24 protein-coding genes are annotated in these 23,368 nt (G+C 73.5%); 19 read left to right on the top strand and 5 right to left on the bottom strand.

Going from position 1 to position 23,368, the window contains the following annotated elements; translation table 11 throughout:
* Window positions 1-2: 2 nt before the first annotated feature.
* Window positions 3-935 carry a S8 family serine peptidase gene (locus LG396_RS16690; RefSeq protein WP_225795350.1) on the bottom strand — a complete coding sequence of 311 codons (933 nt, stop codon included), beginning with the start codon at window positions 933-935 and terminating at the stop codon, window positions 3-5.
* Window positions 936-1,911: 976 nt separating this feature from the next.
* Between LG396_RS16690 and LG396_RS16685 the strand changes: the two genes are divergently transcribed.
* On the top strand, window positions 1,912-2,280 hold the full coding sequence (locus LG396_RS16685) for a hypothetical protein (protein ID WP_100298398.1): 369 nt from the start codon (window positions 1,912-1,914) through the stop codon (window positions 2,278-2,280).
* Between the two features lie 72 nt (window positions 2,281-2,352).
* Here the strand turns inward: LG396_RS16685 and LG396_RS16680 are convergent, their stop codons facing one another.
* Window positions 2,353-2,547 carry a hypothetical protein gene (locus tag LG396_RS16680; RefSeq protein WP_018852870.1) on the bottom strand — a complete coding sequence of 65 codons (195 nt, stop codon included), beginning with the start codon at window positions 2,545-2,547 and terminating at the stop codon, window positions 2,353-2,355.
* 127 nt (window positions 2,548-2,674) lie between these two features.
* On the opposite strand from LG396_RS16680, the gene argC reads away from it, so the two are divergent.
* The 7 genes from argC (at window position 2,675) to LG396_RS16645 (ending at window position 8,583) form a co-directional block, all read left to right on the top strand.
* Complete coding sequence (gene argC / locus LG396_RS16675; protein ID WP_225795390.1) at window positions 2,675-3,703, top strand: N-acetyl-gamma-glutamyl-phosphate reductase; 1,029 nt, start codon at window positions 2,675-2,677, stop codon at window positions 3,701-3,703.
* Entirely contained in the window at window positions 3,700-4,866 is a 1,167-nt protein-coding gene (gene argJ, locus LG396_RS16670; protein ID WP_037750926.1) for a bifunctional glutamate N-acetyltransferase/amino-acid acetyltransferase ArgJ, read from the top strand. Before argC ends, argJ begins: the two co-directional genes overlap by 4 nt.
* A complete protein-coding gene (gene argB, locus LG396_RS16665) occupies window positions 4,863-5,813 on the top strand; it encodes an acetylglutamate kinase (protein ID WP_018836813.1) in 951 nt (316 codons plus the stop codon). The genes argJ and argB overlap by 4 nt, the downstream gene beginning before the upstream one ends.
* Window positions 5,810-7,027 (top strand): acetylornithine transaminase, encoded by a 1,218-nt coding sequence (locus LG396_RS16660; RefSeq protein ID WP_225795349.1) that lies wholly within the window; start codon window positions 5,810-5,812, stop codon window positions 7,025-7,027. The genes argB and LG396_RS16660 overlap by 4 nt, the downstream gene beginning before the upstream one ends.
* A gap of 23 nt (window positions 7,028-7,050) precedes the next feature.
* Window positions 7,051-7,575 carry an arginine repressor gene (locus LG396_RS16655; protein ID WP_018836811.1) on the top strand — a complete coding sequence of 175 codons (525 nt, stop codon included), beginning with the start codon at window positions 7,051-7,053 and terminating at the stop codon, window positions 7,573-7,575.
* A 134-nt stretch (window positions 7,576-7,709) separates the two neighbouring features.
* The gene (locus LG396_RS16650; protein WP_018852873.1) at window positions 7,710-8,033 is read left to right on the top strand and encodes a DMT family transporter; all 324 of its coding nucleotides are present in this window, start codon (window positions 7,710-7,712) and stop codon (window positions 8,031-8,033) included.
* Window positions 8,023-8,583: a TetR/AcrR family transcriptional regulator gene (locus tag LG396_RS16645; RefSeq protein WP_225795348.1), complete on the top strand. Its 561-nt coding sequence runs from the start codon at window positions 8,023-8,025 to the stop codon at window positions 8,581-8,583. Before LG396_RS16650 ends, LG396_RS16645 begins: the two co-directional genes overlap by 11 nt.
* Before the next feature lie 45 nt (window positions 8,584-8,628).
* On the opposite strand, the gene LG396_RS16640 is transcribed toward LG396_RS16645, so the two are convergent.
* The 3 genes from LG396_RS16640 to LG396_RS16630 form a co-directional block, all read right to left on the bottom strand.
* On the bottom strand, window positions 8,629-9,183 hold the full coding sequence (locus LG396_RS16640) for a GNAT family N-acetyltransferase (protein WP_225795347.1): 555 nt from the start codon (window positions 9,181-9,183) through the stop codon (window positions 8,629-8,631).
* A 20-nt stretch (window positions 9,184-9,203) separates the two neighbouring features.
* Window positions 9,204-9,788 carry a pyridoxamine 5'-phosphate oxidase family protein gene (locus LG396_RS16635; RefSeq protein WP_225795346.1) on the bottom strand — a complete coding sequence of 195 codons (585 nt, stop codon included), beginning with the start codon at window positions 9,786-9,788 and terminating at the stop codon, window positions 9,204-9,206.
* Window positions 9,789-9,897: 109 nt separating this feature from the next.
* A complete protein-coding gene (locus LG396_RS16630; RefSeq protein WP_225795345.1) occupies window positions 9,898-10,953 on the bottom strand; it encodes a tartrate dehydrogenase in 1,056 nt (351 codons plus the stop codon).
* Between the two features lie 85 nt (window positions 10,954-11,038).
* Here LG396_RS16630 and LG396_RS16625 point away from each other — a divergent pair, with 85 nt between their 5' ends.
* The 11 genes from LG396_RS16625 to LG396_RS16575 all read left to right on the top strand — a co-directional run bounded on the left by LG396_RS16625 (window position 11,039) and on the right by LG396_RS16575 (window position 23,341).
* Window positions 11,039-12,646 carry an SLC13 family permease gene (locus LG396_RS16625; protein WP_037750913.1) on the top strand — a complete coding sequence of 536 codons (1,608 nt, stop codon included), beginning with the start codon at window positions 11,039-11,041 and terminating at the stop codon, window positions 12,644-12,646.
* 142 nt (window positions 12,647-12,788) lie between these two features.
* Window positions 12,789-13,985: an argininosuccinate synthase gene (locus LG396_RS16620; protein WP_018836804.1), complete on the top strand. Its 1,197-nt coding sequence runs from the start codon at window positions 12,789-12,791 to the stop codon at window positions 13,983-13,985.
* Window positions 13,982-15,442, top strand: a complete 1,461-nt coding sequence (argH, locus tag LG396_RS16615) for an argininosuccinate lyase (protein WP_225795344.1) — start codon at window positions 13,982-13,984, stop codon at window positions 15,440-15,442. The genes LG396_RS16620 and argH overlap by 4 nt, the downstream gene beginning before the upstream one ends.
* Before the next feature lie 110 nt (window positions 15,443-15,552).
* Window positions 15,553-16,524 carry an aldo/keto reductase gene (locus LG396_RS16610; RefSeq protein ID WP_225795343.1) on the top strand — a complete coding sequence of 324 codons (972 nt, stop codon included), beginning with the start codon at window positions 15,553-15,555 and terminating at the stop codon, window positions 16,522-16,524.
* Between the two features lie 325 nt (window positions 16,525-16,849).
* Window positions 16,850-17,092, top strand: a complete 243-nt coding sequence (locus LG396_RS16605) for a hypothetical protein (protein WP_037750907.1) — start codon at window positions 16,850-16,852, stop codon at window positions 17,090-17,092.
* Complete coding sequence (locus LG396_RS16600) at window positions 17,089-18,198, top strand: AAA family ATPase (RefSeq protein WP_225795342.1); 1,110 nt, start codon at window positions 17,089-17,091, stop codon at window positions 18,196-18,198. The genes LG396_RS16605 and LG396_RS16600 overlap by 4 nt, the downstream gene beginning before the upstream one ends.
* On the top strand, window positions 18,195-19,151 hold the full coding sequence (locus LG396_RS16595) for a DUF58 domain-containing protein (protein ID WP_051642730.1): 957 nt from the start codon (window positions 18,195-18,197) through the stop codon (window positions 19,149-19,151). Before LG396_RS16600 ends, LG396_RS16595 begins: the two co-directional genes overlap by 4 nt.
* A 292-nt stretch (window positions 19,152-19,443) precedes the next feature.
* Window positions 19,444-20,394, top strand: a complete 951-nt coding sequence (locus LG396_RS16590) for a VWA domain-containing protein (RefSeq protein ID WP_225795341.1) — start codon at window positions 19,444-19,446, stop codon at window positions 20,392-20,394.
* An 11-nt stretch (window positions 20,395-20,405) separates the two neighbouring features.
* A complete protein-coding gene (locus LG396_RS39725; RefSeq protein ID WP_145901294.1) occupies window positions 20,406-21,338 on the top strand; it encodes a S1C family serine protease in 933 nt (310 codons plus the stop codon).
* Between the two features lie 9 nt (window positions 21,339-21,347).
* Window positions 21,348-22,019: a response regulator transcription factor gene (locus tag LG396_RS16580; protein WP_020679123.1), complete on the top strand. Its 672-nt coding sequence runs from the start codon at window positions 21,348-21,350 to the stop codon at window positions 22,017-22,019.
* Entirely contained in the window at window positions 22,016-23,341 is a 1,326-nt protein-coding gene (locus LG396_RS16575) for a sensor histidine kinase (RefSeq protein WP_225795340.1), read from the top strand. The genes LG396_RS16580 and LG396_RS16575 overlap by 4 nt, the downstream gene beginning before the upstream one ends.
* The last annotated feature ends 27 nt before the right edge of the window (window positions 23,342-23,368 follow it).

The raw sequence follows: 23,368 nt of genomic DNA, 5'->3' as shown, positions 1-23,368 counted from the left end.
TTTCACCCACTTTGCGCCTCCCGGCGACAGGTTGTGGCATGCAACATTTCGTATGCGCGCCAGGCGTCCAGCAGCGGCGGCACCACCGATGTCCGGGGGCCCGCGGACCGCAGCACGGCGTGCCTGACGACCTCACCCGGCGCGCCGGGGAACAGCGACCGCAGCAGGGCGATCGCACCGGTCACGACGGCCGTTGCCGCGCTGGATCCGCCGAATCCCCTCGGGGCTCCGTCGATGCTCAGACTCACGAGCCCGTCTCCCGACGCGGTCAGACCGCGACGGCCGACGGAACGTCCGAGGTTGGCACCCTGCGCGGGGCGGCCCCGCGGATCGCAGGCCACCACGGGTATCACCGCCGGATGCCCGGTGATGACCGTGCTGTTGACGGATCTCCCGTCGCCGGAGGCCGCGACCATGACCACGCCGCGACCGGCGGCGTGGTCGAGTGCCCGCTCGACCGCGAGCAGACCGGTGCGCGGTCCCGGTGCGACCGACAGACTCATATTGAGGACATGTGCTCCCGCTTGTGTCACCTCGACGATCGCCTCGGCGAGTTCCGCGGGGCCGGCCGAAGCCCGTGCCGACCGGGGCGTGAAGATCGGTCGGCTGAGGAGGGTCACCCCGGGGCAGACACTGGGAATTCCCTGATCCCGGTTCCCCGCCAGAATGGCCGCGGTGGCGGTCGCGTGCTGTGCGGCGAAGCTCTGCGCGGAGCCCGGCGGGAATTGCGCCGGGTTCAGATCGTGTACCCGTGCGGTCTCGAGGCCGGGGTGGTCCGATGTCATGGGGCCGTCGATGATGCCGACCCGCAGGGAAGGGGCACCGTGGGTTCTCTCCATCAAGGGAGGCAGCGACACCAGAGACAGTGCCGCCTCCATTGGCTGGACATTGGTCGATTTCACACACACCGCCTCGTCGAGCCGACCGAACGGCATCGCGGCCAGCGTATCCCCGGGAAATGCGGATCGCACATCGACGGCGCCTGCTTGCGAGTCCCCGCGGTGAGGTGGACCATGGAGGAACGGCAGATCTCAGGGGGAGCCGACTGGAGATCAGGGCCCGCTCCCCGAGTCGACCGATAAAAAACATCGATCGGGCCGGTGCGCGAATTTCTTCCTCGTGTATCGATGGTTCGCCGTACCCAATGCGAACAAGAGGGGGTTGCCATGACTCTCCCCGGTTTTTCGGCCGCGCACTCCCTGTACCAAGGAGTCGGGCGTTATCGTCCACCGGAAAGAGCGCCCGCCGGCGGACCCGGAGTGCTGGATCAAACGGTAACGCCGGCCTATTCTCCTGGCCGTGCGACCATGGATAAATGTAATTCGGTGCTCGAGAATTGCCTGGAACATTCCTTTTTCGCCATCTTCCCCCCGGCGATCGCGGTGGCGCAGCTCGGGTGCGTAGGAAGGCAGAAGATTCCTGGGAGCAGTTGCTGCCCCAAACTCTGCGAGTTCGACGCATCCGGCCCCGAAGCCGGCTGTTGCGACTCCGGCGAGGCATGCGTCGACGAAGGAGACCCCAACGCCCGCAACGGATGCTGTCCCGCAGGCCAGAGCGTCTGCGGTGGGAAGTGCTGCGGCCCCGGCGAGAAATGCTGCGGGTCGAGCTGCTGCCCCGCAGCCGCCAACTGCTGCGGCAATGAGTGCGGGTGCCAAGGGGGCATGCTGTGCCAGAACGGCCAGTGCTCCTTCCCGCCCTTCGGACCGGTCACTCCGCCTTCGACGGATGTGGAGTCCATCCCGAAGCCGGCAGGGGGATGCCCCGCGGGATGGAAGGAGTGTCTCAACTCCACTACTTGCTGCGCACCGGGCATCAAATGCTGTGGCAGCGGTTGCGCTGCTGCATGTGTGAACTAGCCGGAGGAGCCCACATGAACTGGGCCCGTGTCCGAACCAGTGGAGAGGATGAGCGATGCCTGAACCGCCTGAAGTTCTACGCGCCAGGAACACGCTCGCGCAGGTTCTCGATCGAGTCATCAACGAGATGGCCGGGATCGGCGTGGATTTCAGTGTCCCCGCGAGCGACCTGCGTCAGTGGCTGGTCAACCCCGACACCCCCTACCCGGCGATCGCCGAAGCCGTCCTCGGCATGCAGCACCGGCTCAAAGCGCCCGTGTACCTCGACGTCGTGGTCTGGAACTACGAGCACACACCCGGCGTCGCCTCCCCGCGGCAGGTCGCGGACGTGAGGTCCGACGTCCTGCAGGCGGCGATCGTGAGCGGATCGAACACGCGCTACGGGACCAACGTCACGACGTTCGATCAGTTGCTGAGCGCGTAGAGCCCGTAGCGCGATCTGCGGGAATCCACGGCACCGGCCTGTCTGCGGGACGGTCGGCGCCGGTGACGCGCTTCAGTCCTCCGCGCCGGCGGTCTCGCCGTGGGCGGCGGGCCGGTTCGGGCCGGAGCGGCGCACCAGCTTGCCCGCGGCGAGCGTCACGGCCGCCACGGCGCGGACCCAGCCGGGCCCGCCGCGCGCCGCCCACACCACGCACACGCACCCGAAGACCACCAGCGCCAGGACGCCCAGCAGTACCGCAACGATCATGTTCTCCACCCCTGAGTCCGTCCGTTCGATGCGGCAGATCCTCTCAGCCCGTCGCGGGCGGCCCGAAATCCTCTTTGCATAACTCTGCTGCTCTCCGTATAGTCATGCCGTGAGCGAGGAGGAGCGGATGACCGTGCGGGTGGCAGTGGCCGGGGCGAGCGGGTACGTGGGCGGGGAACTGCTGCGGGTGCTGCTGGCGCATCCCGGGGTCGCGATCGGGGCCCTCACCGCGCACGCCAACGCCGGCCGCCTCCTCGGCGACATACAGCCGCACCTCGCGCCGCTCGCCGGCCGCGAGCTGGCCGAGACCTCGCCCGCCGTGCTCGCCGGGCACGACGTCGTGTTCCTCGCGCTGCCGCACGGGCAGTCCGCCGCCGTCGCCGCCGACCTGGGCGACGAGGTGCTCGTCGTCGACTGCGGCGCCGACCACCGCCTCGCCGACGCCGCCGACTGGGAGCGGTTCTACGGCACGCCCCACGCCGGCACCTGGCCCTACGGGCTGCCCGAGCTGCCCGGGCACCGCGACGCGCTCCTCGGGGTCCGGCGCATCGCGGTGCCCGGGTGCTATCCGACCGCCGTCTCCCTCGGCCTGTTCCCGGCGTACGCCGCCGGGCTCGCCGAGCCGGAGGCCGTCGTCGTCGCCGCCTCCGGCACCTCCGGAGCCGGCAAGGCGCTCAAGCCGCACCTGCTGGCCAGCGAGGTGATGGGCTCCATGAGCCCGTACGGCGTCGGCGGCGGGCACCGGCACACGCCGGAGATCGGCCAGAACCTCAGCGCCGTCGCGGGCGAGCCGGTCACGGTCTCCTTCACCCCGACCCTCGCCCCGATGCCCCGCGGCATCCTCGCCACCAGCACGGCGCGGGCCCGGCCCGGCACGACCGCGGAGGCGGTGCGCGCCGCGTACGAGAAGGCGTACCAGGGCGAGCCGTTCGTCCGGCTGCTGCCGCCCGGCCAGTGGCCGGCCACCGGCGCGGTCACCGGCTCCAACACCGCGCTGCTGCAGGTCGCGTACGACGAGAGCGCGCAGCGCATCATCGCGGTCACCGCCATCGACAACCTCACCAAGGGCACCGCCGGCGGTGCGGTGCAGAGCATGAACATCGCCCTCGGACTCCCTGAGGAGCTGGGGCTCTCTATGACAGGAGTGGCACCTTGAGCGTCACGGCAGCCAAAGGGTTCACGGCGGCGGGCATCGCCGCCGGGATCAAGGAGAGCGGCAACCCGGACCTGGCCCTCGTGGTCAACGAGGGGCCGCGACGCGCCGCCGCCGGCGTCTTCACCGCCAACCGCGTCAAGGCCGCCCCGGTCGTCTGGTCCGAGCAGGTGGTCAAGGGCGGCGAGGTCTCCGCGGTGATCCTCAACTCCGGCGGCGCCAACGCCTGTACGGGCCCCCGCGGCTTCCAGGACACCCACGCCACCGCCGAGCGCGTCGCCGAGGTCCTCGGCCACAGCGCCGCGGAGGTCGCCGTGGCGTCCACCGGGCTGATCGGCACGCTGCTGCCGATGGACAAGCTGCTGCCCGGTATCGGGCAGGCCGCGGCCCACCTCTCCGCGCACGGCGGCGAGAAGGCCGCCATCGCCATCAAGACCACGGACACGGTGCACAAGACCGCGGTCGTCACCGCCGAGGCGGACGGCGGCGCGACCTGGACCGTCGGCGGCATGGCCAAGGGTGCCGGCATGCTCGCGCCCGGGCTGGCCACCATGCTCGTCGTCCTCACCACTGACGCCGACGTGCCCGCGGACGAGCTGGACGCCGCGCTGCGCGCCGCGACCCGCACCACCTTCGACCGTGTCGACTCCGACGGCGCCATGTCCACCAACGACACCGTGCTCCTGCTCGCCTCCGGCGCGAGCGGCTTCCGGCCGGGGCAGGCGGAGTTCGCCGAGGCGGTACGGGCCGTCTGCGACAGCCTCGGGCGGCAGCTCATCGCCGACGCCGAGGGCGCCAGCAAGGAGATCAAGGTCGAGGTCGTGGGGGCCGCCGGCGAGGACGACGCCGTGGAGGTCGGCCGCTCCATCGCCCGCAACAACCTGCTCAAGTGCGCCATCCACGGCGAGGACCCCAACTGGGGCCGCGTGCTGGCCGCGATCGGCACCACCTCGGCCGCCTTCGAGCCGGACCGGCTGAACGTGGCGATCAACGGCGTGTGGGTCTGCAAGAACGGCTCGTTCGGCGAGGACCGCGAGCTGGTCGACATGCGCTACCGCGAGGTCCACATCGTGGCGGACCTCGCCGCCGGGGACGCAGAAGCGGTCATCTGGACCAACGACCTGACCGCCGACTACGTCCACGAGAACAGCGCGTACAGCTCATGACGACGACCTCCGCGCCTGCCGCGGCGCCGGCCACCCCCACCCGCAAGCACACCGCCCTGCCCAAGGCGCGCACCCTCATCGAGGCGCTGCCCTGGCTCACCCGGCACCACGGCAAGGTCGTCGTGGTCAAGTTCGGCGGCAACGCCATGGTCGACGACGACCTGAAGCGCGCCTTCGCCCAGGACGTCGTCTTCCTGCGGCACGCCGGACTCCGGCCCGTCGTCGTCCACGGCGGCGGCCCGCAGATCAGCGCCCAGCTCGACCGGCACGGTCTGGCCAGCGAGTTCCGCGCCGGGCTGCGGGTGACGACGCCGGAAGCGATGGACGTCGTACGGATGGTGCTCGCCGGGCAGGTGCAGCGCGAGCTGGTCGGGCTGCTCAACGAGCACGGGCCCTTCGCCGTCGGCCTGACCGGCGAGGACGCGCACACCATCACCGCCACCCGGCACCGCCCGCTGGTCGACGGCGAGCCGGTCGACATCGGCCGCGTCGGCGAGGTCGCCGACATCGACACCGGCGCGATCGAGGCACTGCTGGCGGACGGCCGCATCCCGGTCGTCTCCTCCGTGGCCCGCTCCGCCGACGAGACGGACGCGGCCGGCGAGGTCTTCAACGTCAACGCCGACACCGCGGCCGCCGCGCTGGCCGCCGCGCTCGGCGCGGAGACCCTGATGGTCCTCACCGACGTCGAGGGCCTCTACGAGAACTGGCCGGACAGCGACGAGGTCATCAGCCGGCTCACCGCCGGCGAGCTGGAGCGGCTGCTGCCCGACCTGGCCAGCGGCATGGTCCCGAAGATGGAGGGCTGCCTGCACGCGGTGCGCAACGGCGTGCACACCGCGCGGGTCATCGACGGCCGGGTGCCGCACTCCATCCTGCTGGAGATCTTCACGGACGAGGGCATCGGCACGATGGTCGTGCCGGACGCGGAAGGGCCTGCGACATGAGCGGCGGCACGAGCGGTGACACGAGCGGCACGGGCGGCAACGCGGAGCTGACGGCGCGCTGGCAGGGCGCGCTGATGGACAACTACGGCACCCCCCGCCTGCCGCTGGTCCGCGGCGCGGGCGCGAAGCTGTGGGACGCCGACGGCAACGAGTACCTCGACTTCGTCGGCGGCATCGCCGTCACCTCCCTCGGCACCGCCCACCCGGCGGTCGTCGAGGCCGTCTCGGCGCAGATCGCCACCCTCGCCCACGTCTCCAACCTGTACGTCGCCGAGCCCCCGGTGGCGCTCGCCGAGCGGCTCCTCGAACTTGCCGGCCGGCCGGGCCGCGTGTACTTCTCCAACTCCGGCGCGGAGGCGGTGGAGGCCGCGTTCAAGCTCGGCCGGCTGACGGGCCGTACGCACATGGTGGGCACCGAGGGCGGCTTCCACGGCCGCACCATGGGCGCCCTGGCGCTGACCGGGCAGCCCGGCAAGCAGGAGGGCTTCGGTCCGCTGCCGGGCGAGGTCACGCACGTACCGTACGGGGACGCCGACGCGCTGCGCGCCGCGGTCACCGGGGACACGGCGCTGGTGATCGTCGAGCCGGTGCAGGGCGAGAACGGTGTCGTCGTACCGCCCGACGGCTATCTCGCCGCCGCCCGCGAGATCACCCGGGCCGCCGGCGCGCTGCTGGTCCTGGACGAGGTGCAGACGGGCATCGGGCGCACGGGCCACTGGTTCGCCGCGCAGGCCCAGGGCGTGGAGGCGGACGTCGTCACCCTCGCCAAGGGCCTCGGCGGCGGCCTGCCGATCGGTGCCACGCTGGCCTTCGGGCCCGCCGCGGACCTCTTCACCCCCGGAAGGCACGGCTCCACCTTCGGCGGCAACCCGGTCGCGTGCGCCGCTGCGCTCGCGGTGCTCGACGTGATCGAGTCCGAGGGGCTGCTGGCGCAGGTCAAGCGCGTGGGGGAGCGGCTGCGGGACGGAATGGGCCGACTCGGGCACCCGCTTGTCGACCACGTGCGAGGCGCGGGACTGCTGCTCGGTATGGTGCTCACCGAGGCCGTCGCACCCCAGGTGCAACAGGCGGCCCAGGCAGCGGGATTCCTGGTCAACGCGGTGGCGCCGGACGTGGTCCGGCTCGCCCCGCCGCTGATCCTCGGTGAGGCGGAGGCGGACGCCCTGCTCGCCGCGCTGCCCGCCGTGCTCGACGCGGCGGGTCCCGCCGCCTAGCCCCGACGAGCCGGAAGGTGACGATGTCCGAGGAGTACAACGGTCCGGCCGTGCCGCACACGCGCACGGCACGCCACCGCAGGATCGTCGACATCCTGAACCGGCAGCCGGTCCGCTCGCAGAGCCAGCTGGCCAAGCTCCTCGCCGACGACGGCCTGACGGTGACGCAGGCGACGCTCTCCCGCGACCTCGACGAACTCGGCGCGGTGAAGATCCGCAACACCGGCGGCGAACTCATCTACGCCGTCCCCTCCGAGGGCGGCTTCCGCACCCCGCAGGTGCCGCTGGGGGAGTCGGCGAAGGAGGAGCGCATGGCGCGCCTGGCCGGCGAACTCCTCATCTCCGCGGAGGCGTCCGCGAACATCGTCGTGCTGCGCACGCCGCCGGGCGCCGCGCAGTTCCTGGCGTCGGCGATCGACGCGGCGGAACTGACGCCGATCCTCGGCACGATCGCGGGGGACGACACCCTGATGGTCATCAGCCGCGACCCGTCGGGCGGCCAGTCCCTGGCAGACCACCTCCTGAAACTGGCCGAACGCGAACGCTGACCCCCGCGGGGCGCGCGGGGGCGAGGTCGGTCCGGGGGTGGCGGGGGACAAGCCGCAGACCGTCGGTGTCCTGCCGTACACTCGGAAACCTGGACAGGTGTCCAGTTAGTTTCCCTGTGACGGAAGGGCGGACGATGACCTACGTGCTCCTGATCGGTGCCATCCTCAGCGAGGTGACGGCGACCGTCTCGCTGCGGCTCTCCGAGGGCTTCTCGAAGATCATCCCGTCGATCGTCGTGGTCATCGGCTACCTCACCGCCTTCACCCTGCTCAGCCTGGTGCTCAAACGCGGCATGTCCATCGGCATCGCCTACGGCATCTGGGCCGCCGCCGGCGTGGCCCTGGTCGCGCTCATCGGCGCCGCCTTCCTCGGCGACGGCCTCACGGGCGTACAGATCGGCGGACTCGTCCTCGTCGCCGCCGGCGTCGTCGCGCTGGAGGCCGGCGGTGCGCACTGAGCCCGGCGCCGCCGACGGGCGCGTGCAGCGCGGGCAGGAGCGGCGCCGCCTGCTGCTGGCCGCCGCGGTCCGCGTCATCGGCCGCGGCGGCGTCGCCGCGGTGACCCACCGGGCCGTCGCCGCCGAGGCGGGCGTGCCCAAGTCGGTGGCCACGTACCACTTCCCCGCCGTCGCCGACCTGCTGGCCGCCGCGCTGCGCGACAGCGTCGACGCCTACGCGACCGCGCTCGCCACCGCGCTGCCCGAGGAGTACGACACCGCCGATCTGGGGCGGTACCTGGCGGCGTACCTGGACGAGCACGGCGCGCGCTGCGCCGCGGAGTTCGACCTGTACCTCTACGCCGCCCGCAACCCCGGGCTGCGCCCCCTCCTGGGCCGCTGGCACGGCCTGCTGGCCGAGATCGCCGGGCGGTTCACCGGCGACCCGGTCGCGATCGCCGCGTTCTCGGCAGCGCTCGACGGCCTCAGCCTGCAGTCGCTGCTACGGGCCGAACCACTCACCGCCGCCGAGATCCAGCAGGTCGTCGACCACGTACTGCACCGCCGCTGACCCGGCCCGCCGGCGATCCGCCCCGACCCGGCAACCGCGACCGCCTCAACCGCCCTGCGCTGCCTGCCACTCGTGACTCAGCAGCGACCACACCTCCAGGTCGTGCCGCTTCCCCGCCATCTCGAACAGGCTGCGCAGCGTCCCCTCGTGGCTCATCCCCAGCCGCTTCGCGACCGCGATGCTGGCCTTGTTCGCCGGGTCGACCAACCACTCGACGCGGGACAGGCCCCGTACGCCCACCGCCCAGTCGATCATCCGGCGCGACGCCTGGGTGACCAGCCCGCGGCCCTGCGCCTCCGGCGACAGCCAGGCGCCCAGCTCGCAGGAGCCCTGCTCGGTGTCGAAGAGCCGGTAGATCATGCCGCCGACCAGCTCGCCGTCCAGCCGGATGGCGAACATCCGGCCGGCGTCGCGGGCCTGCTTGTCCGCGTACGCCTGGAGGAAGCGGCGGGCGCCGGCCTCGTCGGTGACGGCGTGCGCCCAGGGCAGCCACGGCTCCAGGTGTGCCCGGTTGCGGTCGGTGAACGCGACCAGCTCCGCGGCCTGCCACGGCTCCAGCGTGGTCAGTTCCGCGCCTTCGGCCAGGGGTGTGCTCAGCATCAGTGCGGCTCTCTTCTCGGTCACGGGGTGGGCGGCAGCGGCAGCGGAAGCCCCGGCAGGCCGTCGAGGCTGGCGGCGATGTGCTCCTTCTTGCGGAAGTACGCGTCCAGCCCGGCGTCGTCCTCCCGCTCGAACCGCCTGCCGTGCAGGTCGCGGTCGGCTTCGTAGGCCATGAAGGGCACAGCGTAGCCGCAGGTGTCGCGGATCAGTTCGGCGGTCACGACGACGACCGCCCGCAGCCCGTGCCGGGACGGGTCGATGGCGGGGAAGTGCCCGAGCAGGGCGGGGAAGCGCGGGTCGTCGCGGAAGACGGGCTCACCGCTGCCGTGCACCCGCACGATGTTCGGCGGGCCCTGGAAGGCGCACCACATCAGCGTGATCCTGCCGTTCTCCCGCAGGTGCGCGATGGTCTCGGCGTTGCTGCCGGCGAAGTCGAGGTAGGCCACGGTCCGGTCGTCGAGGACGGCGAACGAGCCCGTCAGCCCCTTCGGTGAGAGGTTCACGGTGCCGTCCGCCGCGAGTGGCGCGGTCGCCGTGAAGAACATGTGCTGCGCCTCGATGAAGGCGCGCAGCCGGCCGTCGATGCGTTCGTACGTTTTCCCCATGCGCCGAGTGTGCGGCGCGGGGCGGCCGCGGCGCGCGGAGTTTCGCAGTGCGAGACCGCGGGCCGCGCGCCGCGCTCCGCCACGCCTGCGCGCCGCGCGCCGCGTGCCGTCAGAGCCGGGCGATCACCGCCTCGGTGAACTCCGCCGTGCTCGCCGAGCCCTCCAGGTCCGGGGTGCGGACATCGGTGCCGGCGAGCGTCGCGGCGATGGCGCCGACGACCTCCGCCCCGGCCCGCTCGTGGCCGAGGTGGTCGAGCATCAGCGCCGCCGACCAGATGGCGCCGATCGGGTCGGCGATGCCGCGGCCCGCGATGTCCGGCGCGGAGCCGTGCACCGGCTCGAACATCGAGGGGTACGTGCCCTCGGGGTTGAGGTTCGCCGACGGGGCGATGCCGATGGAGCCGGCGACGGCGGCGGTGAGGTCGCTGAGGATGTCGCCGAAGAGGTTGGAGGCGACGATCACGTCGAAGCGCCCGGGGTCGAGGACGACCTTGGCGCAGAGCGCGTCGATGTGCTCCTGGTCCCACGTCACCTTCGGGTGCTCCGCGGCCCGTTCGCGTACCAGCTCGTCCCAGAACGGCATGGTGTGCACGATGCCGTTGGACTTCGTCGCCGAGGTGAGCCGGCCGGTGCGGCGGGCGGCGAGGCCGAAGGCGTAGTCGAGGACGCGGGTGACGCCGCCCCGGGTGAAGACGGCCTCCTGGACGGCCATCTCCTCGGGGAAGCCGCGGTGCAGCCTGCCGCCGATCTCGCTGTACTCGCCCTCGGTGTTCTCGCGCACCACGACCAGGTCCACGTCGCCGGGGCCGGCGCCGCGCAGCGGGCTCTCGATGCCCTCGAAGACCTTGACGGGCCGGAGGTTCACGTACTGCCGGAAGGCGCGGCGGACGGGGATGAGCAGGCCCCACAGCGAGACGTGGTCCGGCACGCCGGGCGCCCCGACGGCGCCGAGGAACACCGCGTCGTACGCGCGCAGCCGCTCGATGCCGTCCTCCGGCATCATGGCGCCCTCGCGCCGGTAGCGCTCGCAGGACCAGTCGAGGCCGGTGTACGCGAACTCCACGCCGTGCCGCCGTCCGACGGCGTCCAGCACCTCCAGTGCGGCGGGCGTGACCTCCTGCCCGATGCCGTCCCCGGGGATGACCGCGATCCGATGTGTTGTCATGACCCCTTCCCCTCAGCCGAGTTGTGCCCCACCTTACGGAGCAGCCCTGAATGTAAGCCAGGCCGCACGGTTATCCGGAGGGACGATGAAGTCCGACGAAACGGCGCAACCTACCAAGACCGACGTCGAGCAGGCACTGCTCGGCCACGCGACATACCGCAGTCTCGGTGAGCAGAAACTCTCGCCGCAGGAGGAGAAGTTCGAGCGGGGGCGGCGGACCACCGGCTTCTGGCTGGCCCCGCTGGTCTCCGTCATATTCCTCGCGCTCCCGCTCGACATGGCGTCGAGCCAGCAGACACTGGCCGGCATCCTGCTCGGCGTCATCGTGCTGTGGGTCACCGAGCCCGTGCCGATCCCGGTGGGCGGGCTCATCGGCGTCGGCGCGATCGTCGTCCTCGGCGTGGTGCCGCCGGACGACGCGCTGGCCCCCTTCGGGTCCTCGACCATCTTCACGTTCATCGGCGCGTTCATCCTCGCCCAGGCGATGCTCAAGCACGGCGTGGCCCGCCGGTTCGCGTTCTGGATCCTGGGCCTGCCGGGGGTCGGCCGCTCGACGTTCCGGCTGATCGCCGCCTTCGGCGTGATCACCTGCCTGCTGTCGGCGTTCGTCTCCAACACCGCGACGGTGGCGATGCTGCTGCCCACCGCCCTGGGCATCCTCACGGTCATCGCCAAGATGCTCCAGGACCGCGGCCTGGTGGAGCAGGACTTCGACCCCACGCGGCTGCGCATCGGCGCCGCGCTGGTGCTCATGCTCGCGTACGGCGCCAGCGTCGGCGGCCTGCTCACCCCGGTGGGCAGCCCGCCCAACCTCATCGGCCGCGGCCTGATCGAGGAGGCGACCGGCGAGAAGATCTCCTTCGCCGAGTGGACGGCCACCGCGCTGCCGCTGTGCGCCTGCATGTTCGTCGTCCTGGTCGTCGTCCTGCTGCTGCTCAACAAGCCGGAGATCCGGCGGATCGAGGGCGTGGAGGAGTACGTGCGCGAGCAGCGCGCGGCGCTCGGCAAGTTCTCGCGCGCCGAGTGGAACACGCTGATCGCCTTCGGCATCACCGTGGCGCTGTGGATCACCCCGGGCATCGTGGCGCTCGCCGTGGGCACCGAGGCGTCCGCGTACACCACCGTCAGCGACCGGCTCGACGAGGGCATCGTCGCCGTGCTCGGCGCCGCGCTGCTGTTCATCCTGCCGACGAACTGGGCGCGCCGCGAGTCCACCCTCAACTGGAGCGACGCGGCCCGTATCGACTGGGGCACGATCCTGCTCTTCGGCACCGGCATCATCTTCGGCTCGCTGCTCGCGGACACCGGCCTGGCCGAGACCATCGGCAAGGAGTCCAACGACCTGCTCGGCTTCTCCAGCGTCTTCACCATCACGGTCTTCGCGGCGGTGCTGGCGGTGATCGTCTCGGAGACAACGAGCAACACGGCCTCGGCGGCGGTGGTGGTGCCCATCATCATCCCGATCGCCATGGCCGCCGAGGTCGATCCGTTCGTGCCGGCGCTGGCCGCGACCTTCGCCGCGTCCTTCGGCTTCATGCTGCCGGTCTCGACGCCGCAGAACGCCATCGCCTACGGCTCCGGCGTCGTGCCGATCACCACGATGATCCGCTCCGGGGCGGGCTTCGACGTCCTCGGCATCATCCTGATCATCCTGGGGCTGCCGCTGATGGTGGAGGTCACCGGCATCGGCTAGCGGGGCTCCACGGAGTCCGTACCGCCCGGCCGGAGGCACTGTCCTCCGGCCGGGCGGCCCGCCGCGGGCGCGGCGTTTTGACGAACCATACGGAGTGCTGCATACTTATTCCGGTCAGCGTATGCATCCTAAGGAGACTCCCGTGACCGAGCGCGTCGTACTCGCCTACTCGGGCGGCCTGGACACCTCCGTCGCCATCGGCTGGATCGCCGAGGAGACGGGTGCCGAGGTCGTCGCCGTCGCCGTGGACGTCGGCCAGGGCGGCGAGGACCTCGACGTGATCCGCAAGCGCGCGCTGGCCTGCGGCGCCGTGGAGGCCGAGGTCGCCGACGCCAGGGACGAGTTCGCCGACGAGTACTGCCTCCCGGCGATCAAGGCCAACGCCCTGTACATGGACCGCTACCCGCTGGTCTCCGCGCTCTCCCGGCCCACCATCGTCAAGCACCTCGTCGCCGCCGCCGAGAAGCACGGCGCCGGCACCGTCGCCCACGGCTGCACCGGCAAGGGCAACGACCAGGTGCGGTTCGAGGCCGGCATCTCCTCCCTGGCCCCGGGCCTGAAGTGCATCGCCCCCGTCCGGGACTACGCCATGACCCGGGACAAGGCCATCGCCTTCTGCGAGGAGAAGGGCCTGCCCATCGCGACCACCAAGAAGTCGCCGTACTCGATCGACCAGAACGTCTTCGGCCGGGCCGTCGAGACCGGCTTCCTGGAGGACATCTGGAACGCCCCGATCGAGGACGTCTACGAGTACACCCAGAACCCCGCCGCGGCCCGCGAGGCCGACGAGGTCGTCGTCACCTTCGAGCGCGGCGTGCCCGTGGCCCTCGACGGCCGCCCCGTGACCGTGCTGCAGGCCATCCAGCAGCTCAACGAGCGGGCCGGCGCCCAGGGCGTCGGCCGGATCGACATGGTCGAGGACCGGCTCGTGGGCATCAAGTCCCGGGAGGTCTACGAGGCGCCCGGCGCCATCGCGCTGATCACCGCCCACCAGGAGCTGGAGAACGTCACCGTCGAGCGGGAGCTGGCGCGCTACAAGCGGCAGGTCGAGCAGCGGTGGGGCGAGCTGGTCTACGACGGCCTGTGGTTCTCGCCGCTCAAGCGGGCCCTGGACGGCTTCATCCAGGAGGCGAACGAGCACGTCACCGGCGAGATCAGGATGACGCTGCACGGCGGCAGGGCCGTCGTCACCGGCCGGCGCTCGCCCGCCTCGCTGTACGACTTCAACCTCGCGACGTACGACACGGGTGACACCTTCGACCAGTCGATGTCCAAGGGCTTCATCGAGATCTTCGGCCTGTCCTCGAAGATCGCGGCCGGCCGGGACCTGGCCCAGTGAGCGACGACGCCCCCGGCACGCCGCCGCAGGACGTGAAGCTCTGGGGCGGCCGGTTCGCCGACGGCCCCGCCGCGGCGCTGGAGCGGCTCTCCGCGTCCGTCCACTTCGACATGCGGCTCGCCCCGTACGACATCGCCGGCTCCCGCGCGCACGCGCGGGTGCTGTCCCGGGCCGGTCTGCTGACCCCGGACGAGCTGACGCGGATGCTCGCAGGGCTCGACCACCTGGAGACGGACGTCCAGACCGGCGTGTTCACCGCCACCATCGCCGACGAGGACGTGCACACCGCGCTCGAACGCGGCCTGCTGGAGCGGCTCGGCCCGGAGCTGGGCGGCAAGCTGCGCGCCGGCCGGTCCCGCAACGACCAGGTCGCCACCCTCTTCCGGATGTACCTGCGCGACCACGCCCGCACCCTCGGCGGCCTGCTCGCCGAGCTGCAGGAGGCCCTCGTCGGCCTCGCCGAGGCGCACCCGGACGTCGCCATGCCGGGCCGTACGCACCTCCAGCACGCGCAGCCCGTCCTCTTCGCCCACCACGTGCTCGCGCACGCCCAGGCGCTCTCCCGGGACGCCGAGCGGCTGCGGCAGTGGGACGAGCGCACGGCCGTCTCGCCCTACGGGTCCGGCGCGCTCGCCGGCTCCTCGCTGGGCCTGGACCCCGAGGCCGTCGCCGCGGAGCTGGGCTTCGAGCGCGGCTCGTCGGGCAACTCCATCGACGGCACGGCGGCCCGGGACTTCGCCGCGGAGTTCGCGTTCGTCACCGCGATGATCGGCATCGACGTCTCCCGCATCGCGGAGGAGGTCATCCTCTGGGCCACGAAGGAGTTCTCCTTCGTCACCCTGCACGACTCCTTCTCCACCGGCAGCTCGATCATGCCGCAGAAGAAGAACCCGGACATCGCCGAGCTGGCGCGCGGCAAGTCGGGCCGGCTCATCGGCAACCTCACCGGGCTGATGGCGACGCTCAAGGCCCTCCCGCTCGCGTACAACCGCGATCTGCAGGAGGACAAGGAGCCGGTCTTCGACTCCATCGACACCCTGGAGGTCCTGCTGCCCGCCTTCACCGGCATGATGGCCACGCTCACGGTCAACCGGGAGCGGCTGGAGGAGCTGGCCCCGGCCGGCTTCTCGCTGGCCACCGACATCGCCGAGTGGATGGTCAAGCAGGGCGTGCCGTTCCGCGTCGCGCACGAGAGCGCGGGGGAGTGCGTCAAGGTCTGCGAGGCAGAGGGCATCGAGCTGGACCAGCTCACGGACGAGCAGTTCGCGAAGGTCTCGCCGCATCTGACGCCCGAGGTGCGCACCGTGCTCACCGTCCCCGGCGCCCTCGCCGCGCGCGACGCCCGCGGCGGCACCGCCCCCGCGGCGGTCGCGGTGCAGCTCGCCGAGGTCAAGCAGGACGTGGCCGCGCAGGTGCGGTGGGCGGCGGCGACGCGGCAGGCCGGCCCCGGGGCGTAGCGGAGCGGGCGGCCCGGCACGGCGGAAACCCGTGTCGGGCGCGCCCGGGCGCGGCTCGTCTTCTACGGTGGACTGGCCTGACAGCCGCACCGAGGACGTAGGAGCCCGCGATGGCCTTCGACCGACTGGCCGCAGTGACGACGCCCGCCGCCCACATCGGCTTCGGGCTCGCCGCCGTGGGCCGCCCCGCCTACCTCACTACCGGCCGCGCCGGAGACCTCCCGGAGGGGCGGGGCGTCGAGGACATGCGCGCCCGCACCCACGAGCTGCTGGACGCCGCGTACGCCCAGGGCGTGCGGTACTTCGACGCCGCCCGCTCCTACGGCCGCGCCGAGGAGTTCCTCGCCGACTGGCTGCGGCAGCGCCCCGACGCCCGGGACGCGGTCGTCGGCAGCAAGTGGGGCTACGCGTACGTCGGCGACTGGCGCACGGACGCCGAGGTGCACGAGGTCAAGGACCACGGCCCCGACGCCTTCGACCGCCAGCGCGAGGAGTCCGCGCAGCTCCTCGGCGACCGCCTCGACCTCTACCAGATCCACTCCGTCACGCCCGACAGCCCTGCGCTGACCGACACCGGCCTGCACGCGCGCCTCGCGGCGCTCGCCGCGGACGGCGTGACCGTCGGCTTCTCCACCAGCGGTCCCGAGCAGGCCGCGGCCGTACGCGCGGCAATGGAGATCACCGTCGACGGCGAGCGGCTGTTCCACACGGTGCAGAGCACGTACAACGTGCTGGAGCCCGCGGTCGGCGAGGCGCTCGCCGAGGCGCACGACGCCGGGCTGACGGTGATCGTCAAGGAGGGCGTCGCGAACGGCCGGCTCGCCGGCGCCGACGCGCCCGCGGAGCTGCTCGCCGTCGCCGCCGAGACCGGCGCGGAGCCCGACGCCGTCGCGCTCGCCGCGGTGCTGCGGCAGCCGTGGGCCGGCGTCGTCCTCTCCGGCGCCGCCACCACCGCGCAGCTGCACTCCAACCTCGCCGCCGCCGCCGTCGACCTCGACTCCGCGCAGTGCGACCGCCTCGCGGCGCTCGCCGAGCCGGCCGCCGACTACTGGCAGCGGCGCGCCGCCACGCCCTGGTCGTAGGGTCTGTCGTTTGGGTCTTGCCGGATCAGGGAGCGGCGGCTGGTGCCGTGCATCGCAAGGCGGAGGAGGGAGGCGACGCGGAGCGTCGTCGACCGACGACAACGCGGCTGGGGGTACCGCCCACGCGCGCTCTGCGCGCTGTGGGGGAGCGGTGCCAGCCGCCGCGAGCCCGGCGAAGATCCAAACGACAGACCCTAGCCCGCCGCCGAACCCCCGCCCGTCGTGCGGCCCGTGGCGTGCCCTCCGGCAGGCGGCGGCTTTAAGGGGATTTTCGCCTCCCGGTGATGACATGCGGTAACGCAGTCGTCTGACGGAGGAGACCCCGATGTCCCGTCGTATACGCAGGCTCTCGGTCGCCGGTGCCGCCGTGTTCGCCGTCGCCGGCCTGGCCACCGGCGCGTCCGCCGCGCTCGACAGCGGTGCCGGCGAACCCGAGGTCCGGCTCGTGGTCAACGAGGACCGCGAGCAGACCGGCGCCGCCGCCGGGAGCGGCACGCACAAGGACTGCCCGGACAAGGGCGGTGCACAGGCGCCCTCGGGCGCCGCCGAGAACGCGGGCGACCTGTGACCACCACCGCCACCACCGGCGCCGGACCGGAGCCCGGCGCGCCGGGCCCCGGTCCCGCGCTCCTGGAGCAGGCGCTCTTCGAGGTCAAGCGGGTGATCGTCGGCCAGGACCGGATGGTCGAGCGGCTGCTGACCGCCGTGCTGGCCCGCGGCCACTGCCTGCTCCAGGGCGTGCCCGGCGTCGCCAAGACGCTGGCGGCGGCGACCCTGGCCACCGTGTCCGGCGGCACGTTCCACCGCATCCAGTTCACCCCGGACCTGGTGCCGTCCGACATCACCGGCACCCGCATCTACCGGCCCTCCAGCGAGACGTTCAGCGTCGAACCCGGGCCGGTCGCCGCCAACTTCGTCCTCGCCGACGAGATCAACCGCGCCCCCGCCAAGGTCCAGTCCGCGCTGCTCGAAGTCATGGCCGAGCGGCAGGTCAGCATCGGCGGCCGGACCATCCCCATGCCCGAGCCGTTCCTCGTCCTCGCCACCCAGAACCCCGTCGAGTCCGAGGGCGTCTACCAGCTGCCGGAGGCCCAGCGCGACCGCTTCCTGCTCAAGGTCGACGTCTCCGCGCCCACCGAGGACGAGGAGCTGGCGATCCTCTACCGGATGAGCGTCGACCCGCCCACCGCCCGGCGGGTGCTCGCGCCGCACACCCTCGCCGCCCTCCAGCGGCGCGCCGACGAGGTGTTCGTCCACCATGCCCTCGCGCAGTACGCGGTACGCCTCGTCCTCGCCACCCGCGAACTCGCCGCCCGCGGCGACGCCGCCGGCGGCGGGCGGCTCGCGTACGGCGCGGGGCCGCGGGCCACGCTCGGCCTGGTGGCCGCGGCGCGGGCGCTGGCGCTGCTGCGCGGACGCGAGTACGTGCTGCCGGCCGACATCGCGGCGCTCGCCCACGAGGTCATCGCCCACCGGCTGGTGCTCTCCTTCGACGCGCTCGCCGACGGCGTCACCCCCGAGTCCGTCGTCGACGAGGTGCTGGCCGCCGTGCCCCGGCCGCGGGTCACGCCGCGCCAGGCCGAGGACGCCGCGGCCGGCGACCCCGCCGGGCCCGTCGGCGGCGCGAGCGCGGGGAGCGCGGGGAACGCGGGGAAGGCCGGGAGGGCGGCATGAGCGCGGCAGACAGAGCAGGCGCCGCGACCCGGTCCGCACCCGGGTCGCCGGCGCTGGCCGAACTCACCCCCGAACAGGCGCTGAAGCACCTGCGTCTCGTCTTCGCCCGCCGCCCCGACGGCCTCCTCCAGGGCGACCACACCGCCCTCGTCCCCGGCCCCGGCGGCGAGCCCGACGAGAGCCGCGTGTACGCCCCGGGGGTCGACGACGTACGCCGCATGGACTGGAACGCCACCGCGCGCACCACCGTGCCGCACGTGCGCACGACCCTCGCGGACCGCGAACTGACCACCTGGATCGTCCTCGACGCCAGCGCCAGCATGGACTTCGGCACCCGCCGGATGGAGAAGCGCGACCTCGCCGTCGGCGCCGCCGCGGCCGTCGCGTTCCTCACCGAGCGCCCCGGCAACCGCCTCGGCGCCCAGCTCGTCCGCCCCGACGGCATCCAGCGCATCGAGGCCCGCAGCGGCCGGCGGCACCTGATGCGGGTGCTGCGCACCGCGCTCGAACGCCCCCGGGTGCCCGCCGGGCCGCAGTCCCACACCCTCGCCGGGGCGGTGGCCGCGCTCCAGCGGGCGGAGCGCCGCCGCGGGCTGGTCGCCGTCGTCTCCGACTTCCTCGAACCGGGCTGGGAGCAGCCGCTCGCGTCCCTGGCCAGGCGGCACCAGGTGCTGGCCGTCGAGGTCGTCGACCCCCGCGAGCTGGAGCTGCCCGCGGTGGGGCTGCTCACCGTCGTGGACCCGGAATCGGGGCGGCGCCGGGAGGTCCCCACGTACTCCAGGCGCCTGCGGGAGCGGTACGCCGCCGCCGCGGCGGAGCAGCGCGCGGCGACGGGCCGGGCACTGCGGTCCGCGGGCGCGGCGCACCTGCGGCTGCGTACGGACGGCGACTGGGTGCGCGACATCGCGCGCCACGCGGCGGCACGCCGCCGCGGACCGGGGGGTACGGCATGACCTCCGGCCCGGCTCCGGGCGGTCCCGGATCCGCCGGCACGGCAACCGCCGTGCCCGTGCGCCGGGTTCGGGCCCCGGGTCCGAACCCGGGCCTCAGCGGCGCGCAAGCGGGCGGCACGCTCCGCCCTCGTACCCGCATGCGGCGGCACACCACCGCATCCGGGCGCTTCGCTCCCGCCCCCGGTACACCCCCCTCCGGTGGCCCCGCGCGCGGTGCGAGCCGCGTCCGCACCCGTCAGCCCCGGCCCCGTACCCGCGTCCGCGGGCCCCGTCGACCCGTCGGAGGCCGCGGATGAGACTCGCCTCGCCCGGGTGGCTCGTGCTGCTCGTGCCCCTCGCCGCCCTCGTCGCCGCGTACGTCGTCATGCAGGCCCGGCGCAGCCGCTACGCCGTGCGGTTCACGGACGTCGACCTGCTGGACAAGGTCATGCCCCGCCGCCCCGGCTGGCGCCGGCACGTGCCGGCCACCGCGTTCTGCGCCATGGCCGGGCTGCTCGTCGTCGGCTTCGCCCGGCCCACCGCCGAGACCGAGGTGCCGCGGGAGCGGGCGACGATCATGGTCGCGCTGGACGTGTCCGCCTCGATGCGGGCCACCGACGTGCGGCCGTCGCGGTTCACCGCCGCGCAGGACGCTGCCCAGGCGTTCGTCACCGAACTGCCCGAGCGGTTCAACGTCGGGCTCGTCACCTTCAGCGGCGCCGCCACCCTCGCGCTGCCGCCGACCACCGACCGCGAGGCCATGCGCCGCGCGCTGGACCGGCTGGACACCCGGCAGGGCACGGCCATCGGCGAGGCGGTGTTCTCCTCCGCCGAGGCCATCCGCACGCTCGACGAACGGGCCGAGCGCGAGCCTCCGCCCGCACACGTCGTGCTGCTCTCCGACGGGCAGAACACCACCGGCCGGGCCACGCCCGCCGCCGCAGAGGAGGCGGCCGCGGCCGGGATCCCGGTGTCCACGATCGCGTACGGCACCGAGGGCGGCACCATCGACCTGGCCGGCGGGCAGAGCGTGCCGGTGCCGGTCGACGGGCCCGCGCTGGAGGAGCTGGCCACCGCCACCGGCGGCGCGTTCCACGAGGCGGCCTCCGGCGAGGAGCTTCAGGCCGTGTACGAGGACATCGGCAGCTCCGTCGGCTACCGCACAGAGGAGCGCGAGATCTGGCAGTGGTTCGTCGCCGCCGCGCTGGTCGCGGCGCTGCTGGCCGCGGCCACGTCCCTGCTGTGGTTCTCGCGCCTACCGTGAGGAGAACGACCGTGACCCACGCCCGCACCGGCCTCGGCGAGCCCCGCGGCCCCGCGTTCACCGAAGGTGGCCACCCCGGCGCCGCGCTCCCGCGCCCGGCGGGCGGGCCGCCGCCGGCGTCCCCGTACCCGCCCCCGGTGACCGCCGGCCCCCCGGCATCCACCGACACCCCCACCCCGACCCCGCCCCCGGCGCCGCGCCGTGCGGCGAACCGAGCACTGGCCGCCGCCGTCGTCTCCGCAGTCCTCGCGGGCGGCGCGGCCGGGTTCGCCGCCGGCGGGATACGCGCCGGGGGCGGTGAGGAGGCGGCGGCCGGCGCGCCCCCACCGGCCGCCGCCGGGCGGAACCCGGGCGGCCTCGACAGCGTCGCCGCCCGGGTCCTGCCCAGCGTGGTGTCCGTGCAGGCCGGCGAGCGGCAGGGCTCCGGCTTCGTCTTCGACGACCGCGGCCGCATCCTCACCAACGCCCACGTCGTCGGCGGCGCCACCGGCGCCACCGTCGTCCTGCACAGCGGGCGGCGGGTCGACGCCGAGGTGCTGGGCCGCAACACCGGCCGGGACGTGGCGGTGCTGGAGGTGGCAGGGGCGTACGCCCCGCGCGCGCTGCCCATGGGCCGCTCCGCGGACCTGTCCGTCGCCGACTCCGTGCTCGCCATCGGCTCGCCGCTCGGCCTGTCCGGCACCGTCACCTCCGGCATCGTCAGCGCCGTCGACCGCGAGGTCTCCCTCGGCGGCGGCGCGCAGCAGCGGGCGGTGCAGACCGACGCCTCCATCAACCCCGGCAACTCCGGCGGCCCGCTGGTCGACGCCCGCGGCCGGGTCGTCGGCATCAACACCGCCATCGCCTCGCTGGACCCGGGCGGGGGCGGCTCCATCGGCATCGGCTTCGCCGTGCCCGTGGAGGACGCGGTCCGGGCGGCGGACTCGATCATCGACGGCGATTAGGTTCTTCGCATGCGAATACTCGTGGTCGAGGACGAAGAGGACCTGGTGGGCGCCCTCAGGGTCGGACTGGTGCGCTCCGGGTACGCGGTCGACACCGCAGCCGACGTCGACGGCGCACTGGAGAAGCTCGGGGTCAACGACTACGACCTCGTGCTGCTCGACCTCACCCTGCCCGACGGCGACGGCCTCGCCGTCTGCCGCGAGATACGCGCGGCCCCCGGTGGCCCGCGGATCCTGATGCTCACCGCCCGCGACCGCCTCGCCGACCGGGTGCGCGGCCTGGACGCGGGCGCCGACGACTACCTCGTCAAGCCGTTCGCGCTGCCCGAGCTGCTGGCGCGGATACGGGCCCTGCTGCGCCGCGACGAGGGCGGCACGTCCGTCGTGGCGGTCGGCGAACTGCGGCTGGACACCGCCAGGTTCGAGGCGTACCGGGGGAGCCGCCCGCTGCGGCTGACCCCCAAGGAGTTCGGCGTGCTGCACTACCTGATGACCCGCCCCGGCCGCGTCGTCTCCACCGAGGAGCTGCTGGAGCACGTCTGGGACGAGAACGCCGACCCGTTCACCAACACCGTGCGCGTCACCGTCGGTTCGCTGCGCCGCAAGGTCACCGGCCAGGACGAGCCGCTGATCGAGACCGTCATCCGGCACGGCTACCGGCTGAAGGAGGAGGCGCCGTGAGGCGGCCGCGGCTGCCGCTCCCGGCGTTCGTCCACACCATCCGCTTCCGGCTCACGGTGCTCTACTCGGTGCTGGTGTTCTGCCTCACCGCGCTCGTCCTCGGCGGCGCGTACGTCGCGGTGCAGCGCAGCGGCGACGCCCGGCCGGTCAGCAAGGAGCTGGAGGCCGAGAAGCAGATCGACGGCGTGGCCGTCGGGCGGATCGACGTGGTCAAGGCCGAGGAGGTCGAGGCCGCCGTCAACTACGAGACGCTGGGCAACCTGCGCACCTTCTCCTTCGCCGTCCTCGGCGGCGTGGCCGTCGCCAGCCTCGGCACCGGCTGGGTGCTCTCCGGCCGGGCGCTGCGCCCCGTACGCGCCATCGCCCGCACCGCCGAGGAGATCCAGGCCGGCAGCGACCTCTCCCGGCGGATCCGGCTCGAAGGACCGCGCGACGAGCTGCGCATGGTCGCCGACACCGTCGACTCGATGCTCGACCGGCTCGACGGCGCCTTCGCCGCGCAGCGCCAGCTCGTCGACGACGCCTCGCACGAGCTGCGCACCCCGCTGGCCATCATCCGGGCCAACCTGGACGCGGTGCTCTCCGTCGAGGAGTCGGAGTCGGAGCCGGAGGAGCGCCGGCGGGCCGTCGCCGTGGTCGACCGGGCCACCACGCGGATGACGCGCCTGGTGGAGGACCTGCTCGCCACCGCGCGGCGCTCCGCCGCCGCGTTCGCCGACGCGGACGTGGACCTGGCGGTGGTGGCCGACGAGGCGTGCGAGGAGTTCGCGCCGCTGGCGGCCGAACGGGGCCTGCTGATCCGCCGCCGGCTGGACGAGGGCCTGGTGCTGATCGGCGACCCGTACGCGCTGCGCCGCGCCGTCGGCAACCTGCTCTCCAACGCGGTACGCCTCGCGCCCGCCGGCACCCGCATCACGGTCGCCGCCGGCCGCGCGGAGGGCTGGCTGTGGATCGCCGTGCAGGACGCCGGGCCCGGCATCGGCGAGGGCGAGCAGGCCCGGGTCTTCGACCGGTTCTGGCGCGGCGGGGCCGGCCAGGAGGGCCGGCCCCGCGACCGGCACGCGGGGCTGGGGCTGGCGATCGTGCGGCAGATCGTGGAGTCGCACGGCGGGCGGCCGCGGCTCTTCTCACGGGTCGGCGCGGGCAGCACGTTCGTACTGTGGCTGCCCGACGCCGGTGCGGCGGCGGCTGCGCGCGGCGCGGGCGGGCCGCCGGACGGGCTGCCCGCGGAGATGCGCGGCACCGCGGACGCCGGACCGCAGGGCGGCGGGCGGCAGGGCGGCGGGCCGGACGGGGGGCCGGGGGAGGTGCTGGAGAAGTAGCCGCCGCGGGGCGGCGGTCTCCCCGTG

Source organism: Streptomyces aculeolatus (assembly GCF_020400605.1).
GTDB classification, from domain to species: domain Bacteria; phylum Actinomycetota; class Actinomycetes; order Streptomycetales; family Streptomycetaceae; genus Streptomyces; species Streptomyces aculeolatus.
The sequence above is the reverse complement of the archived record's forward strand: the minus strand, read 5'-3'. Positions and strand labels throughout refer to the sequence as shown.

What these genes read in the sequence shown, in the direction of transcription:
- LG396_RS16630 (WP_225795345.1), bottom strand. Translation starts at nt 10,953, where the DNA reads ATGACAACACATCGGATCGCGGTCATCCCCGGGGACGGCATCGGGCAG.
- LG396_RS16680 (WP_018852870.1), bottom strand. Translation starts at nt 2,547, where the DNA reads ATGATCGTTGCGGTACTGCTGGGCGTCCTGGCGCTGGTGGTCTTCGGG.
- LG396_RS16635 (WP_225795346.1), bottom strand. Translation starts at nt 9,788, where the DNA reads ATGGGGAAAACGTACGAACGCATCGACGGCCGGCTGCGCGCCTTCATC.
- LG396_RS16580 (WP_020679123.1), top strand. Translation starts at nt 21,348, where the DNA reads ATGCGAATACTCGTGGTCGAGGACGAAGAGGACCTGGTGGGCGCCCTC.
- LG396_RS16660 (WP_225795349.1), top strand. Translation starts at nt 5,810, where the DNA reads ATGAGCGGCGGCACGAGCGGTGACACGAGCGGCACGGGCGGCAACGCG.
- LG396_RS16640 (WP_225795347.1), bottom strand. Translation starts at nt 9,183, where the DNA reads ATGCTGAGCACACCCCTGGCCGAAGGCGCGGAACTGACCACGCTGGAG.
- argB (WP_018836813.1), top strand. Translation starts at nt 4,863, where the DNA reads ATGACGACGACCTCCGCGCCTGCCGCGGCGCCGGCCACCCCCACCCGC.
- LG396_RS16650 (WP_018852873.1), top strand. Translation starts at nt 7,710, where the DNA reads ATGACCTACGTGCTCCTGATCGGTGCCATCCTCAGCGAGGTGACGGCG.
- LG396_RS16605 (WP_037750907.1), top strand. Translation starts at nt 16,850, where the DNA reads ATGTCCCGTCGTATACGCAGGCTCTCGGTCGCCGGTGCCGCCGTGTTC.
- LG396_RS16595 (WP_051642730.1), top strand. Translation starts at nt 18,195, where the DNA reads ATGAGCGCGGCAGACAGAGCAGGCGCCGCGACCCGGTCCGCACCCGGG.
- LG396_RS16625 (WP_037750913.1), top strand. Translation starts at nt 11,039, where the DNA reads ATGAAGTCCGACGAAACGGCGCAACCTACCAAGACCGACGTCGAGCAG.
- LG396_RS16690 (WP_225795350.1), bottom strand. Translation starts at nt 935, where the DNA reads ATGCCGTTCGGTCGGCTCGACGAGGCGGTGTGTGTGAAATCGACCAAT.
- argC (WP_225795390.1), top strand. Translation starts at nt 2,675, where the DNA reads ATGACCGTGCGGGTGGCAGTGGCCGGGGCGAGCGGGTACGTGGGCGGG.
- LG396_RS16610 (WP_225795343.1), top strand. Translation starts at nt 15,553, where the DNA reads ATGGCCTTCGACCGACTGGCCGCAGTGACGACGCCCGCCGCCCACATC.
- LG396_RS16655 (WP_018836811.1), top strand. Translation starts at nt 7,051, where the DNA reads ATGTCCGAGGAGTACAACGGTCCGGCCGTGCCGCACACGCGCACGGCA.
- LG396_RS16590 (WP_225795341.1), top strand. Translation starts at nt 19,444, where the DNA reads ATGAGACTCGCCTCGCCCGGGTGGCTCGTGCTGCTCGTGCCCCTCGCC.
- LG396_RS16685 (WP_100298398.1), top strand. Translation starts at nt 1,912, where the DNA reads ATGCCTGAACCGCCTGAAGTTCTACGCGCCAGGAACACGCTCGCGCAG.